Origin of the sequence: Flavobacterium oncorhynchi (assembly GCF_002217355.1) — a bacterium.
In the GTDB taxonomy this organism is placed as follows: Bacteria; Bacteroidota; Bacteroidia; order Flavobacteriales; family Flavobacteriaceae; genus Flavobacterium; species Flavobacterium oncorhynchi.
In genome coordinates this window covers 308,411-321,691 of the sequence record NZ_MUHA01000007.1, presented here as the reverse complement: position 1 = coordinate 321,691, position 13,281 = coordinate 308,411, and the positions used below count along the sequence as shown (strand labels likewise).

12 protein-coding genes are annotated in these 13,281 nt (G+C 31.2%); 5 read left to right on the top strand and 7 right to left on the bottom strand.

Going from position 1 to position 13,281, the window contains the following annotated elements:
- Nucleotides 1-2 precede the first annotated feature (2 nt).
- The 3 genes from porW to B0A75_RS06820 form a co-directional block, all read right to left on the bottom strand.
- Nucleotides 3-2,612, bottom strand: a complete 2,610-nt coding sequence (porW, locus tag B0A75_RS06830; RefSeq protein WP_089053793.1) for a type IX secretion system periplasmic lipoprotein PorW/SprE — start codon at nt 2,610-2,612, stop codon at nt 3-5.
- Nucleotides 2,613-2,699: 87 nt separating this feature from the next.
- Nucleotides 2,700-3,395 (bottom strand): ABC transporter ATP-binding protein, encoded by a 696-nt coding sequence (locus B0A75_RS06825; RefSeq protein WP_089053550.1) that lies wholly within the window; start codon nt 3,393-3,395, stop codon nt 2,700-2,702.
- 111 nt (nt 3,396-3,506) lie between these two features.
- Nucleotides 3,507-4,967 carry a DUF5687 family protein gene (locus B0A75_RS06820; protein ID WP_089053549.1) on the bottom strand — a complete coding sequence of 487 codons (1,461 nt, stop codon included), beginning with the start codon at nt 4,965-4,967 and terminating at the stop codon, nt 3,507-3,509.
- Nucleotides 4,968-5,094: 127 nt separating this feature from the next.
- On the opposite strand from B0A75_RS06820, the gene B0A75_RS06815 reads away from it, so the two are divergent.
- Both B0A75_RS06815 and B0A75_RS06810 read left to right on the top strand, forming a co-directional pair.
- A complete protein-coding gene (locus B0A75_RS06815) occupies nt 5,095-6,147 on the top strand; it encodes a 2Fe-2S iron-sulfur cluster-binding protein (protein WP_089053548.1) in 1,053 nt (350 codons plus the stop codon).
- A 263-nt stretch (nt 6,148-6,410) separates the two neighbouring features.
- The gene (locus B0A75_RS06810) at nt 6,411-6,824 is read left to right on the top strand and encodes a hypothetical protein (protein ID WP_089053547.1); all 414 of its coding nucleotides are present in this window, start codon (nt 6,411-6,413) and stop codon (nt 6,822-6,824) included.
- Here the strand turns inward: B0A75_RS06810 and B0A75_RS06805 are convergent.
- Together B0A75_RS06805 and B0A75_RS06800 are read right to left on the bottom strand one after the other, a co-directional pair.
- On the bottom strand, nt 6,813-7,820 hold the full coding sequence (locus tag B0A75_RS06805) for a glycosyltransferase family 9 protein (protein WP_089053546.1): 1,008 nt from the start codon (nt 7,818-7,820) through the stop codon (nt 6,813-6,815). The genes B0A75_RS06810 and B0A75_RS06805 overlap by 12 nt on opposite strands.
- Before the next feature lie 39 nt (nt 7,821-7,859).
- Nucleotides 7,860-8,465, bottom strand: a complete 606-nt coding sequence (locus B0A75_RS06800) for a DUF4254 domain-containing protein (RefSeq protein WP_089053545.1) — start codon at nt 8,463-8,465, stop codon at nt 7,860-7,862.
- A gap of 113 nt (nt 8,466-8,578) precedes the next feature.
- Here B0A75_RS06800 and upp point away from each other — a divergent pair, with 113 nt between their 5' ends.
- Nucleotides 8,579-9,232: a uracil phosphoribosyltransferase gene (upp, locus tag B0A75_RS06795; protein ID WP_089053544.1), complete on the top strand. Its 654-nt coding sequence runs from the start codon at nt 8,579-8,581 to the stop codon at nt 9,230-9,232.
- Here upp and B0A75_RS06790 read toward each other — a convergent pair.
- Nucleotides 9,227-10,156 carry a DUF6427 family protein gene (locus B0A75_RS06790; protein ID WP_089053543.1) on the bottom strand — a complete coding sequence of 310 codons (930 nt, stop codon included), beginning with the start codon at nt 10,154-10,156 and terminating at the stop codon, nt 9,227-9,229. The genes upp and B0A75_RS06790 overlap by 6 nt on opposite strands.
- 132 nt (nt 10,157-10,288) lie before the next feature.
- On the opposite strand from B0A75_RS06790, the gene B0A75_RS06785 reads away from it, so the two are divergent.
- Nucleotides 10,289-10,519, top strand: a complete 231-nt coding sequence (locus tag B0A75_RS06785; protein ID WP_041519835.1) for a DUF6341 family protein — start codon at nt 10,289-10,291, stop codon at nt 10,517-10,519.
- A 38-nt stretch (nt 10,520-10,557) separates the two neighbouring features.
- Here the strand turns inward: B0A75_RS06785 and purD are convergent, their stop codons facing one another.
- A complete protein-coding gene (purD, locus tag B0A75_RS06780) occupies nt 10,558-11,832 on the bottom strand; it encodes a phosphoribosylamine--glycine ligase (RefSeq protein ID WP_089053542.1) in 1,275 nt (424 codons plus the stop codon).
- A 133-nt stretch (nt 11,833-11,965) separates the two neighbouring features.
- On the opposite strand from purD, the gene B0A75_RS06775 reads away from it, so the two are divergent.
- Nucleotides 11,966-13,276, top strand: a complete 1,311-nt coding sequence (locus tag B0A75_RS06775; protein ID WP_089053541.1) for a phenylacetate--CoA ligase family protein — start codon at nt 11,966-11,968, stop codon at nt 13,274-13,276.
- The last annotated feature ends 5 nt before the right edge of the window (nt 13,277-13,281 follow it).

Here is a 13,281-nt window from a genome sequence, read left to right as displayed (position 1 = left end):
TATTATGGGGTTTTTGGGGTCAAATAGACTTCGAGATTTTTCTTGATTTGAACCACCTTGTAATTATCGCTCGATATAATTACTGCAGGTTGAGCGATTTTAAATCTTTTATCATCTCTCAAAACGCCAGCCACATCTTTAGCATAAGCCTCAGATTTTACTCCGTGAATAACAACAAAACTTTCCGTCTTATTGTATTTATCTACTGAAGTTGTCAGACGCTGATAATTTTCAACAGCTAAAAAGCTTTTAATCACATCTTCTATATGCTTTGCTGTTTTACTGTCATTACTTGCAATTGGATATATTATTTTCCAGTTTTTATTGTCTTCTGTTGTAAAATTAAGACGTTCTAAAACTGGAACTTGCTTTTCTAGAATCTCTCTTGCATTTTTACCCTCTTCACTATTCGGATAATTATCTGCAACTGTTTCTAAACCTTTTTTATACACTTCCAATCCGTTAACCTTTCCTAATGTATTTGCTTTAAGCAATTCATATTTAGAAACTATTTCATCTCCTGAATACTGATTAATTAAATTATCAATATTATCTAAAACAACATTAAACTGCTCTTCTTGATAGAGTTTGAACCATTTTTGATATTCTTTATCTGGTGACGAAAGGTCGTCTGTTTTTACATTATTTAAAATTTGAGCATATCGTGAGTTCGGATATGTTGCTATAATGTTTGCTTTTATCGCTTGTGCCTTTGCTGGATCAGTAATTTGATAAATTTTATACAAATTATACATTGCCGGCAATACCAATTTTTCTTCTGGATTATTTTTTAATAATTGTTCCAGCTTATCACTTGCTAAAGCATATTCATTAAATTTTTCTTTATATATAAGTCCTAATTGATAGTACGCAAAATTGCGGTCTTTATTAATACTATCAATAGCCGTTTGCGATTTAGGAAGCTTATTTTCATAAAAAGCGGTAGTGTATTTTTCGACAACAACAGTGTCTTTTAATGCATTTGCATTTTCCAGATTATTTATTGTGTCATTCATTGCGGCATTATTTGCAGATTTTATAGCTGCCAATCTCCAATTTCCGCCCATTGTTCTATTACCCCACATTTTCTTAAATTGCAATTTTCCATAGGCAACTGTAGTTGGATTATAGAAATAAAAAGTACTTGCTACATCATTTCCAGATTGAGGTTTTAATCCGCCGTCAAAATCAACAGGTTTCCCTAATGAATTCGGATTAATTGCTGTTGGCGCATTAGATGCATTTGTATTTCGGTCAATATTTGCCAGCTTCTCTTTTTCTCTTTCTTCTAAAATTCTTTTTGCTTCATCTTTCTTTTTCAGTTCAGCAATATAATTTTCAAAGTAGGTTTTTCTCTCAGCTTCTGGCAGTTTGTATACCTTAATTATACTGTCATTAGTTTTTGCAATCGCTTCGTACTTAATAACGTTGTCAAGGTTTTTTCTGTTTTTTTCAATAAAAGCAAACTCTCTGGTTTTTGGGTTTAACTTCGTTAATGTACTGTCATAATATTTAGCAGCCATTGAATAATCTGTATTTTTAAAATACATATTTCCAATGTTTCGATAAGCCGATGCCATTAAATATGGGTCTTTGGATTTTCTGCCTAATGATTTATCATAAAATTTCAGCGCATTTTCAGTGTCTTTCTTTTTATCATAATAAACCGCCATTTCATAAAACAAAACATCATAATAAGGTCTGTTTTCACGATCTGCAACTAGTTTATTGTATGTTTTTAAGAAAATAGTATCGTTACCGCTTGCGTAATCGTACATCTGTGCTTTTTTTGCATAAGCATGCATCATATATTTTCGATCGGCTTTACGATTCATATCAATTACACCATCGTAAAAATAGTCTGCACTATCTTTTTTTCCAGCCTCTTGATACATCTGCCCTAAAATAAAACGGTATCTGGCACGATCTTCATTTATTTTGGTGAATTTTTCGGCAATTTTAAGCTTTGTTACTGCGCTGTCTCTTTGCTCTAAATTTAAAAATGCTTCAGCCAAAAGTGCATTAGCATCTGAAAAAGTCTGTTTATTTAAATCTGTGTTTTTTAATAATAGGTTGATGTTTTTTACAACAATTGCATCATTTCCTAAACGCATATTAGTTTTCTCACGCCAGATTTTTGCGGTATAAATATTACTGCTGTTTGGATATTTGTATAAAATATAATTGAATGCTTCTAATGCCGGTATAAAACGCTGATCGTAATATCTGGCTTTTCCAAGCATTAAATAAGCTTCGTCTATTTGAGAGTTTCTTTCTCGTCCTCCAATATTCATTGAATGCTTTTGAATTGCTTTTGTAGCTTTTGTCTCGGCTAATTCAAAATCAGGATTTTTTGCTTTTTCTTCATCAGAAAAGTTTTCATCAAACTGCATTTTTTCTATTGGAAGTATTTTCCAAAAGTTGTCCTGATTATTCGCATATATAGATTGTAAACCTTTATCGAGGCCTATTCCGCCATTATACAAAATGTTATATTTTGTACTTAAAGCATGTGAATTCCTCGATACAAAGCTGTTATTTTTGGTAGAACAAGCTATCAAAAGGAATAAAAAAACAAGAAAAAAACTATATTTAAGAGTATTCTTTTTCAATAGAACTGATTTTAAAGCATAAACTACCAAAAAGCATTTTTAGTATAAAGACTTGTAAAAATACGCTTCTTTTTGAAATATAGAAACTTATACGGCAAAAAACGATTCAAGCTCTTGCAGGGTTTCTTTTGATGTTTGAATATCCTTTACAATTTCGCCTTTGTTAAGCGCCACAATACGATCGCAAACCTCTACTGTATGCTGCAAATCGTGACTTGAAACCAAAACAGTTATATTTGGATTATCTGCCAATTCTCTAATAATTTTCTTTAATCGGCTGACTGTAGTCGGATCTAAATTTGCAAAAGGCTCATCTAAAATAACAACTTCAGGATTACCTATTAAAGTCGCTATAATACCTACCTTTTTTTGGTTTCCTTTAGATAAATCACGCAGATACTTTTTATTATTTAATATTTCTCCGTTAAAAAATTCCTCATGTTCTGCTAACAAAGCATCAACATCAGCTTTATTCTGACGACGTAAATCACCAATAAAATAAAAATATTCCTCTGGAGTTAAATATCCAATTAAAAAACTTTCATCAAGAAATGAACCTGTAAATGATTTCCAATTTTCGCTTGTATTTACTTGAATATCATTATTTTTTATAGATCCTGTTGACGGCTGAACCAAATCTAAAAGCAGACTAAAAAAAGTTGTTTTACCTGCTCCGTTGTTCCCAACTAACCCAAAACTTTGTCCTTTTGGGATTTCAAGATTATTAATATTTAAAACTGTAGTTCCGTTATATTTTTTTGAAAGTTGATTTGCTTGTATCATTTTAATTTTAGATTTTAGATTGTTGATTTAGATTAAAAAATCTATTTTTTCTTTGATTGTCAATCAGATAAAAATTATCTAATTATCGAATTGGCACATTTTCTAATTACGTTAATTCTTTTGTTTGTAAGCACTTATCGTACTATACTTTTCTATTTTGTATCTCTTTTCGATTACTGAAAATACTTTTTCTTTAAACACTAAGCCTAAAACTCCTGCCGTGGCAACCAAAGCTAATGCAACCGTTTTATCAGCAAAATGAAGCCCAAGCCAATACAACAGTAATGGCAAAAATATTTTTGGCAGCGAAAGCAGCATAGCGCTTACATTAAATGCTTTTTTGTCTCCAAAAGCCCCGCCAGCACTACTTAAATCAATAGGTGTTTTTGTAAATGCTCCTCCTAAAAGCACTAAATGTGAGTTTACACCAATATTATAAATGGCACCAACAACAATGGTTAAATAAACTTCCCATCCGTAAAAAAGATAAAATGAAGCCAAAACGGTTGAAACAAAAGTAGCAATAACAATCAGCCACCATTTTGAAGTAATGTATCCGCGATACGGAATATTTTGTGTCATCATCAATTGATAATAAGAACTATCCCAGCTTGGTACAAACTGACCAAAAACAAATAAAAATCCGCCCGAAACAAATATTCCGCCAAAAATTTGCATTACTTGCGGCTGACTTGTGTTTCCAAAAAAGAGCAGGCCGTAAAACAGGAAGACAACACTCAAAAAAATGGTTGTTTTTGATCTTTTGTTTCTTTTAATAAGTTTAATATCATTCTTTAGAAATGTTCCAACTGTTCCAAATTGATTCAACCACGAAAGATTCTCAGTTGTAGCAATATCCTGTTTTACTGAAAGTCCAGCATCTAGATATAAATTCTTCTTGAAATACTTAAAAGTAAAAAGATAAAGGCCTGCTAATACCCAAACTGGAATTAAAAATAGTCCGTCAATATCATAAAATCCTTGAAAAACAGGTGTTGTAAACGTCGTAATATCAAATAATTTATAATACTGAGCAGCTGCCAAAACTAAAATTATTCCAATAAAAACAACAAACAATTTATCTATGTTGCTTAATATAATATTTAGAAAATTATTGATGTATACTAAAGACAGTATGGCTAAATGCCAAAAAATAATTTCGATTAGATCATATCCATTTAAAATCAGTACTACCGAAAACGGAATAAAAAACAAAGCATGAACCCAATTGAAAAATGACAGCATTGTTTTGCCAAGAGAGAAATGAACAATAACTGATTTTTTAAAAGGTAAAACCAGCAAAGGTTTAATATTTAAAACTGGAATAGATTGTACTAATAATCGAATAACTAAATCGAACAAAAAATAATAAATTAAAAATTTATTGACGGTTTGCAACGGATCGAGATTCATTTTTTTAAGAGCATAAAATACTCCAACACCCGCTCCTATAAAAATTAATGAAAAATATATCATTAAAAACCCCAGTAAAATCTTCATCGCCAAATTTTTACCAAATGATGCAGATCTGGCAAAGGCTTTCCATTCAAGGTAAATAAACTTTTTAATCATTGTTAATTTGTTTTGATTTTGGTAGTAAGAGATCAAATGTAGGAAAACGTTACAAAAAAAGTTAAAAAAAATATTTTAGTAAGTGTCAATTACTTAGTCTTTGCTACTTTTGCAAAAAAAATTAATCATGCCTTCATTCTTAAAACTAATAATTAAAGAGGTAAAACGTGAAACTGCCGACGCTGTTTCTGTTCTTTTTAATGTTCCTGAAGAACTAAAACCAGATTATAAATTTATAGCTGGCCAATACATAAATTTAAAGTTAACACTTGATAATCAAGAAATTCGTCGTGCTTATTCAATTTGTTCTGCGCCAGAAAGCGGCGAATTACGAATTGCGGTAAAAGCGGTTAAAAATGGTTTATTCTCGCAATTTGCAAATACAAAGCTTAAAGCGGGAGATGTTCTTGAAGTTGGTCATCCAGAGGGTAAATTTACCTTTGAACCTGACGCTGAAAGACAAAAAAACTATGTGGCTTTTGCAGCAGGAAGTGGTATAACACCTGTTTTGTCTATTTTAAAATCAGTTTTAAAAAGCGAACCAAAAAGCTCATTTGTATTAGTTTACGGAAACAAAACTCCTGAAGAAACTATTTTTCATCAAGAATTACATGATTTACAATTGCAATACGTAGGCCGCTTTTTTGTGCATTATGTTTACAGCCAGGCAAAAGTTGAAAATGCATTATTTGGCCGAATCGAAAAATCGGCAGTGAATTTTGTTTTAAATAACAAACACAAAGAATTAGAGTTTGATAAATTTTTCTTGTGTGGACCTGAAGAAATGATCAACACGGTTTCTAATGTTTTGAAAGAGAAAAACGTAAAAGAATCTGCTATTAAGTTTGAGCTTTTTACTTCTTCTTCAAAAGAAAATGAAATTAAAACTTCGTTAGAAGGACATACAAAAATCACTGTTTTAGTTGATGATGAAGAAGTTACTTTTGAGATGTCTCAAAAACAAACTATTCTTGATGCGGCTTTAAAACAAGGTGTTGATGCTCCTTATTCTTGTCAAGGTGGTATTTGCAGCAGCTGTCTAGGACGTGTAACTGCAGGTTCTGCTGAAATGACAAAAAATTCTATTTTAACAGATAGTGAAATTGCAGAAGGTTTAATTTTAACTTGTCAGGCACATCCAACATCTGAAACTATTTATGTTGATTACGACGACGTATAGTCTGTATTAAATTCTAAAATATAAAATCCAAATTCCAACTTTACAATTGGGATTTGGATTTTTTTTGTTTTTTAATATTTACAGTGGTTGTAATGGTAGAAAAAATTAACACAGCTGAAGTTACAATAAAACATTTTTTAGCTAAAATAATGCTGATTTTTTATTAAATTAGGGGTAAAATTAAAGCACTCATAATCTGATGCTCTTATATTAGATTTACAGTCCTAAATCAAATTTGTCAACACATTTAAACATTAAATATCATGACAATACATCACTTCCTTCGTTTATCATTTATCGCAATTTTTGTAGTAACAGCTCTTTTTTGTATTTACTTTATAATTAAAAAACAACGAAATAAAAAAGGACCTAAATTACTTACCTCAGAAAAGTACAACTCAACAATGATTGGGAAAATGACTGAAATTAAAATCTCTGACCAAAATATTTTTAACATCTGGCCTTATGTGAGTAAATTAAAAGCCGCAAAAATACTTTCACATAAAATCAAAGAGTCTCAATTGGTGCATAAAGTCTATAGAAATTCAACCGAGAACTTTGAACACATTTTACTGTCTACAGAAAAAGAGAATCATTTTGTTGTAATTGTAGCCAATAGAAATAAAAAGAAAACAATTGGATATTTTCTTCATGATTTGAATGGATTATACGCTTAACTGAATTTTTTGAACGATTTCATTAGGAGAAATACTTCTCATCGCATCTTCATAACCTTCAACAGTTTTATTTCCATAAACCGAAGTTGGCAGTTGCGGGTATTGATTTCTATCAGAAGTTAGAGCATTTTCAAGACTTTGATTAAAAGGCAAAAATCCTGCATAAGGATGAGTTGCTCCCCAAAGCGTTATTACTTTTACGCCCAGCATAGCGGCAATATGTGCATTTCCAGAATCCATAGAAAGCATTACATCAAGATTGCTGATTAACTGTAATTCCTGTTGAAATTTAATTTTTCCAGCCATATTAATTACATTTTCAAAAGGTTGTGCTACTGAATCTAAAATCTCGATTTCTTTTTTTCCACCTCCGAAAAGCAAAATTTTATAGGATGAATTCTCTGCTAATTTTGCAACAACTTCTTTCATTAAATCTAACGGATAAACCTTAGAATCGTATTGTGCAAAAGGTGCGATACCAATTAATTTTTGATTTTTGTTTCCGATAATTTCTAAAATATCTTCACTTAAATTTGCCTTTTCTGGGAATTGAGGGTTAGATAAATCTAAAGAAAAACCAAGTTCTTCAAACACTTTTGCGTGTCTTTCAAACATTGTTGGTAATGGTGTAAAAATCTTATTTTCCGCTCTCGTCAATTCTTTTTTCCCTTCGCGGCCTTTATCAACAGTTGCTCTTTTTTTTCCGCTCAAAGCGAAAAGCGAGCCCACAACCTTAGATCGCAAAACGTTATGAAGATCTGCAAAAGCATCCACTTTCAATTTACTTACGTCTTTAAATAAGCGTACAAGTCCTAGAAAACCTTTATGTCTTTCTTTTTCATCAAAAACAAAAAAATCCAAATTCGGAATTCCGTCAAAAAAAGGTTTAAAAAAAGGACGAGAAATAACAGTCAATTTTACCTCTGGATATTGTTTTACAAAAGCACGTAAAACAGGAACCGTCATGGCGACATCTCCCATTGCGGATAGTCTCATGACGGCTATATGCTTAATTTTATTGGACAATTTTGCCAATTATTTTTTATTTTGATATAAAACAGGATTCAATTCATCGTCGTTATACATTTTCATTTGTTTGTATACTTTCATGAATTTATCACCATTTTCGATGTCAGTCAATAGATCATCAATTGCAGTTGACAAGTCAGATCTTTGCTCTAATAGAACATTTAATTTTTCCTGACATTTATCTCTATGTTCTTGTGTAGCTTCTGCGCGAGTAGCTTCTTCATGCATATGATAAATTTTTAATGCCAAAATCGATAATCTGTCAAATGCCCATGCTGGACTTTCAGAGTTAATTTTCGCACCGTCTTTTACTTTTACATTGCTGTATTTTTGCAAAAAGTAACTATCGATGTATTCTACCATATCAGTACGTTCCTGATTAGATGCATCGATTCTTCTTTTTAAAGTAAGAGCTGCCACTGGATCAATTTGCGGATCACGAATAATATCTTCAAAATGCCATTGAACAGTGTCAATCCAATTTTTTAGATATAATAAATGTTCGAATTTGTCCTTTGGATAAGGATTGTTTATAGGTTGATCTACATTATCAAATTTATGATAATCTTTGATGCTTTGTTCGAAAACAGAATATGCTAATTTTGAAAACATGTCTTTATTTGTTAGAGTTACAAAGATACTTTTTATACTTTTATGGTGCGAATAATAACGAGTAATTTTTTGTTCTCGTATTTTTACCAAATTTATAATTTTAAAATTTAACTATGAAAATTCATTATATATCTGAAAATAACAGCATTTTAAATCATTTTTTAGGTCAAATCCGAAATATAGATGTTCAAAATGACAGTATGCGTTTTCGACGAAATATAGAACGAATAGGTGAAATTATGGCGTATGAATTGAGTAAAGATCTTACTTATAAAAACGTCGAAATTCAGACTCCGCTTGGCATAAAAAACACAACAGAAATAGCTGCCGATTTGGTTTTATGTTCGATTTTAAGAGCTGGATTACCTCTACATACCGGCTTTTTAAATTATTTTGATAATGCAGAAAACAGTTTTGTTTCGGCCTGCAGATATCATCCTAATAATGATCACGTATTTGAAATTAGAGTTGAATATCAAGCCGTTTCAAATATCAATAATAAAACCGTTTTATTACTTGATCCAATGCTGGCAACTGGTCAGTCAATAGTTGCTGTTCATGAAAAACTAGTTGAAAATGCAACTCCGGAAGAAATTCACATTGTTGTAGTTATTGCGGCTCCAGAAGGAATTGCTTATCTAGAAAAAAACCTTCCTGAAAACTGTCATTTATGGGTTGCTTCGTTAGACGAAAAACTAAACGAGAAAAACTATATTATTCCTGGACTTGGTGATGCAGGTGATCTTGCTTTTGGAAGTAAATTATAATTGCGAGAAAAACGTAAATAAACTGCACAAAATCAGTACATAAAATACAATTTCGTTATTAAGTTTCTGCTGTACATACTCTATATGACTCGCTGCCATAATAGTAAGCGGTGCAATGCTAAACAGTAATAAATCATTGCTTTTATCTGGTGAGACAATAAAAACAAGAGCGGCAATAAAGAAACAGGCCACCACTTTTTTGTAAGAGGCATGAACAATCTGAGGCCTGTTTGACAATGTTGTAATCATTGAAACTACAAAGAATAAAGCAACTGCAACATATATTGAAAGCGCACCGTTTTCATAATTGTTCTTAAAATAATCTATTCTAAAATCGATTACTGCGCGTTTTTGAAAAAATTCAACCGCATTAATATTGAACATTAAAGATATCATGGTAAACACTAAAGCTACAGCCAAAAGCGCAATAAAGGGTAAAACCCAGTTCCTATAATCTCTCGAAACGTGAAAAACTATCGATATAAAAACCAAAATTAAAAATAAGACACACCAAAATTGAAATAAAGAAGCTACAAAAATCCAAAAAGAAGCATCAAATATTTTTTCTTTTGATGCTTTAAGAGATTGAAGTGAAACCAATCTTCGAAGTGCTAATAAGATGAAAAAATTAGCATAAATTACATCCGGATTATTAAATATTGTAGGGAAAAATAATATAAATAATAAATAGAAAAATATCGCGTATCCATTGTCTTTACTGAGGCCATTCTTTTTAACAATGAAATTAATCATGAAAAAAGAAGCCAAAATAAAGCACAATAAACTCAATTTTTGGAATATCGTAAAATATGAATTTATCCAAGACGTTTCTCGAATTTGAAACATAAAAAAGAAAACCAGTATCAAAATTACAACCAATGAATAATTTAATGGCGTAGATTTTTTAAAAACACTTGTTATCATAAGGATATTTTATACTTTTGTGACTGTAAATATAATACTTGTTTAAAAGGAAAAACCAACAAGTTGAAAAAGATTCTTTTGAATTTTAATTCAATGCGTTAAAAACAATAATAACATATAATTTTATAAATTATGACAGCTTTTTTCGAAGGAATTCAATACTTATTCGTTAACATTTTGTTTGCTCCACTTGACTTTTTACGTCATTTAGAACTAATTACTTGGTTTGGTGCAAACACAATTAACTGGATTTTCATGATCATCTGTGCATGTGCAATCGTTTATTGGATTAAACAATTACGCATTTTTGATGATGCTGGAACAGAAAACCAAGATACAACGGCTCACTCTTTTTTAAAATAAAAAATATCTAACCCTCCGAAAAGGGTTAGAGAATTCATTTATATTAGATCGAATCCGATATCTTTTCTAAAATACATCTTATCAAAGCTTAGTTTATCTATGTTTTGGTAAGATTTTTTTATGGCCTGCTGAAAATCATCTCCATATGATGTTACAGTCAAAACACGTCCTCCATTAGTAACGACATTTTCGTTATCTAATTTTGTTCCCGCGTGAAAAACTATTGAATCTGTAATATTTTCTAAACCAGTAATTACTTTTCCTTTTTCGAAATCTTCAGGATATCCGCCAGAAACCACCATAATTGTAGTTGCACTTCTTGGATCAACTTCTAAAGTAAAATCGTCTAATTTTTGATTCGCAACCGAAAGAAACAACTCAACCAAATCAGACTGTAATCTTGGCACTACAACTTCCGTTTCTGGATCTCCCATTCTCACGTTGTATTCAATAACGATTGGTTCATTTTTTACATTGATTAAACCAATAAACACAAATCCTTTGTATTCGATTCCATCTTTTTGGAAACCTTCGATTGTTGGTTTTACGATACGAGTTTCTATTTTTTCCATCAAAACAGCATCAACATAAGGAACTGGAGAAACTGCTCCCATTCCGCCTGTATTTAATCCTGTATCGCCTTCGCCAATACGTTTGTAATCTTTTGCTGTTGGAAGAATTTTATAGCTTTTTCCATCAGTCAAAACAAAACAGCTTAATTCAATTCCGTCTAAAAATTCTTCGATAACTACTTTTGAACTCGCTGCTCCAAATTTTGAATGAACAAGCATATTTCTCAATTCCGTTTTAGCCTCTTCTAAATCTTGAATAATCAAAACTCCTTTTCCTGCTGCTAAACCGTCTGCTTTTAAAACATAAGGAGGTTGTAAAGTTTCTAAGAATGCACATCCATTTTCAACTGTTTCGGCAGTAAAACTATCGTAAGCTGCTGTTGGAATATTATGTTTCATCAAGAATTCTTTTGCAAATTCTTTACTTCCTTCTAACTGTGCTCCTAATTTTGATGGTCCAATTACTGGAATATGTTTTAAACTTTCGTCGTTTTTAAAATAATCATAGATTCCTTTTACTAAAGGATCTTCGGGACCTACAACAACCATACTTACTTTTTCTTGAAGTACAAATGTTTTAATAGCATCAAAATCGGTTGGAGACATTGCAACATTTGTAGCAATTGCAGCTGTTCCTGCATTTCCTGGTGCAACAAAAAGTTTTTCGCAAAGCGGACTCTGAATCATTTTCCACGCAAAAGCATGCTCTCTTCCGCCTGATCCCAATAATAAAATTGTCATGGTGTAGTTGTATTTAGTTGTGGTGCAAAAATAATTGCTTTTGCACGTAAAAAATAATTAAATCTCAAAAACTTATTGATTCTTCACTGTTCATAATTGCTAAATATTACTTTTGACTAAAATTATAAGAAAAATGATTCGTCTTTTTGATCTTTCTCTTCTATTAAATGGTTTTCCGATAAAGAAAGCCAAAACCGAATTGGATAAGATTGTTTGTTTTTCTGAAGAAGAATTTGCTTCATTTCTTGAAAATAAAAAGAAAGAAATTGTTGATTTTCACTTGAAAAACAACTCTTTTTATGCGGCATTAGTTGGAGATAAAACTTTTAAAAATTGGAAAGATTTACCGATTTTAAATAAACAGAATCTTCAAAAGCCGCTGCAAGAAAGACTTTCAAAAGGCTATTCTAAAAAAACCATTTACCTCAACAAAACATCAGGTTCAAGCGGAACTCCTTTAATTTTTGCCAAAGATAAATATTCACATGCTTTGACTTGGGCATCGAATATTATGCATTTTGGATGGTTCGGGATCGATTTTAATCATTCCTATCAGGCACGTTTTTATGGAATTCCGATGGATTTTATTGGCTACCAAAAAGAACGTTTCAAAGATTTTTTGAGTTGCCGGGTTCGATTCCCAGTGTTTGATTTATCAGATGATGTTTTGGCTAAATTTTTGAAAAAATTCAAAACTAAAAAATTCGATTACATCAACGGATATACAAGTTCTATTGTTCTGTTTGCTAAGTTTCTAGAGCAGAAAAATATCGTTTTAAATGAAATTTGTCCAACATTAAAAGCCTGTTTTGTTACCTCAGAAATGCTTTTCGAAATGGATAAAAAACTATTAGAAAAACAATTCGGCATTCCAATTATCAATGAATACGGCGCTTCAGAACTGGATTTAATTGCTTTTGAAAATCCGCAAGACGAATGGCAGGTAAATGCGGAAACACTTTTTGTAGAAATTTTAGATGAAAATAATAATGTTCTCCCTTACGGGAAAGAAGGAAAGATTGTCATTACTTCGCTTTTCAATAAAGCAAATCCATTTATCCGATATGAAATTGGCGACATTGGAGTTTTAGACGAAAAAAGCACACCACAAAAACCAATTCTCAAAAAACTTATTGGCAGAACAAATGATATTGCAATTCTTCCAAGCGGAAAAAAATCGCCTGGTTTGACGTTTTATTATGTAACCAAAAGCATCATTGAAGACGACGGAAAAGTAAAAGAATTTATCATCAAACAAACCAAATTAGATACTTTTCAAATTGAATATGTTGCTGATACAGCATTAGTTTCAGAACAAATTCAAAAAATAAAAGAAGCTATCGATTTCTATTTAGAACCCAATTTAAACTTCACTTTTACAAGAAAAACTGTTTTAGAAAGAACCAATCGCGGAAAACTAAAACAGTTCAAATCATATTTATAAATATA

Excerpts from the sequence above, each read along its gene's own strand:
- B0A75_RS06825 (WP_089053550.1), bottom strand. The coding sequence starts at position 3,395 with ATGATACAAGCAAATCAACTTTCAAAAAAATATAACGGAACTACAGTT.
- B0A75_RS06820 (WP_089053549.1), bottom strand. The coding sequence starts at position 4,967 with ATGATTAAAAAGTTTATTTACCTTGAATGGAAAGCCTTTGCCAGATCT.
- B0A75_RS06815 (WP_089053548.1), top strand. The coding sequence starts at position 5,095 with ATGCCTTCATTCTTAAAACTAATAATTAAAGAGGTAAAACGTGAAACT.
- B0A75_RS06810 (WP_089053547.1), top strand. The coding sequence starts at position 6,411 with ATGACAATACATCACTTCCTTCGTTTATCATTTATCGCAATTTTTGTA.
- B0A75_RS06805 (WP_089053546.1), bottom strand. The coding sequence starts at position 7,820 with ATGAGACTATCCGCAATGGGAGATGTCGCCATGACGGTTCCTGTTTTA.
- B0A75_RS06800 (WP_089053545.1), bottom strand. The coding sequence starts at position 8,465 with ATGTTTTCAAAATTAGCATATTCTGTTTTCGAACAAAGCATCAAAGAT.
- upp (WP_089053544.1), top strand. The coding sequence starts at position 8,579 with ATGAAAATTCATTATATATCTGAAAATAACAGCATTTTAAATCATTTT.
- B0A75_RS06790 (WP_089053543.1), bottom strand. The coding sequence starts at position 10,156 with ATGATAACAAGTGTTTTTAAAAAATCTACGCCATTAAATTATTCATTG.
- B0A75_RS06785 (WP_041519835.1), top strand. The coding sequence starts at position 10,289 with ATGACAGCTTTTTTCGAAGGAATTCAATACTTATTCGTTAACATTTTG.
- purD (WP_089053542.1), bottom strand. The coding sequence starts at position 11,832 with ATGACAATTTTATTATTGGGATCAGGCGGAAGAGAGCATGCTTTTGCG.
- B0A75_RS06775 (WP_089053541.1), top strand. The coding sequence starts at position 11,966 with ATGATTCGTCTTTTTGATCTTTCTCTTCTATTAAATGGTTTTCCGATA.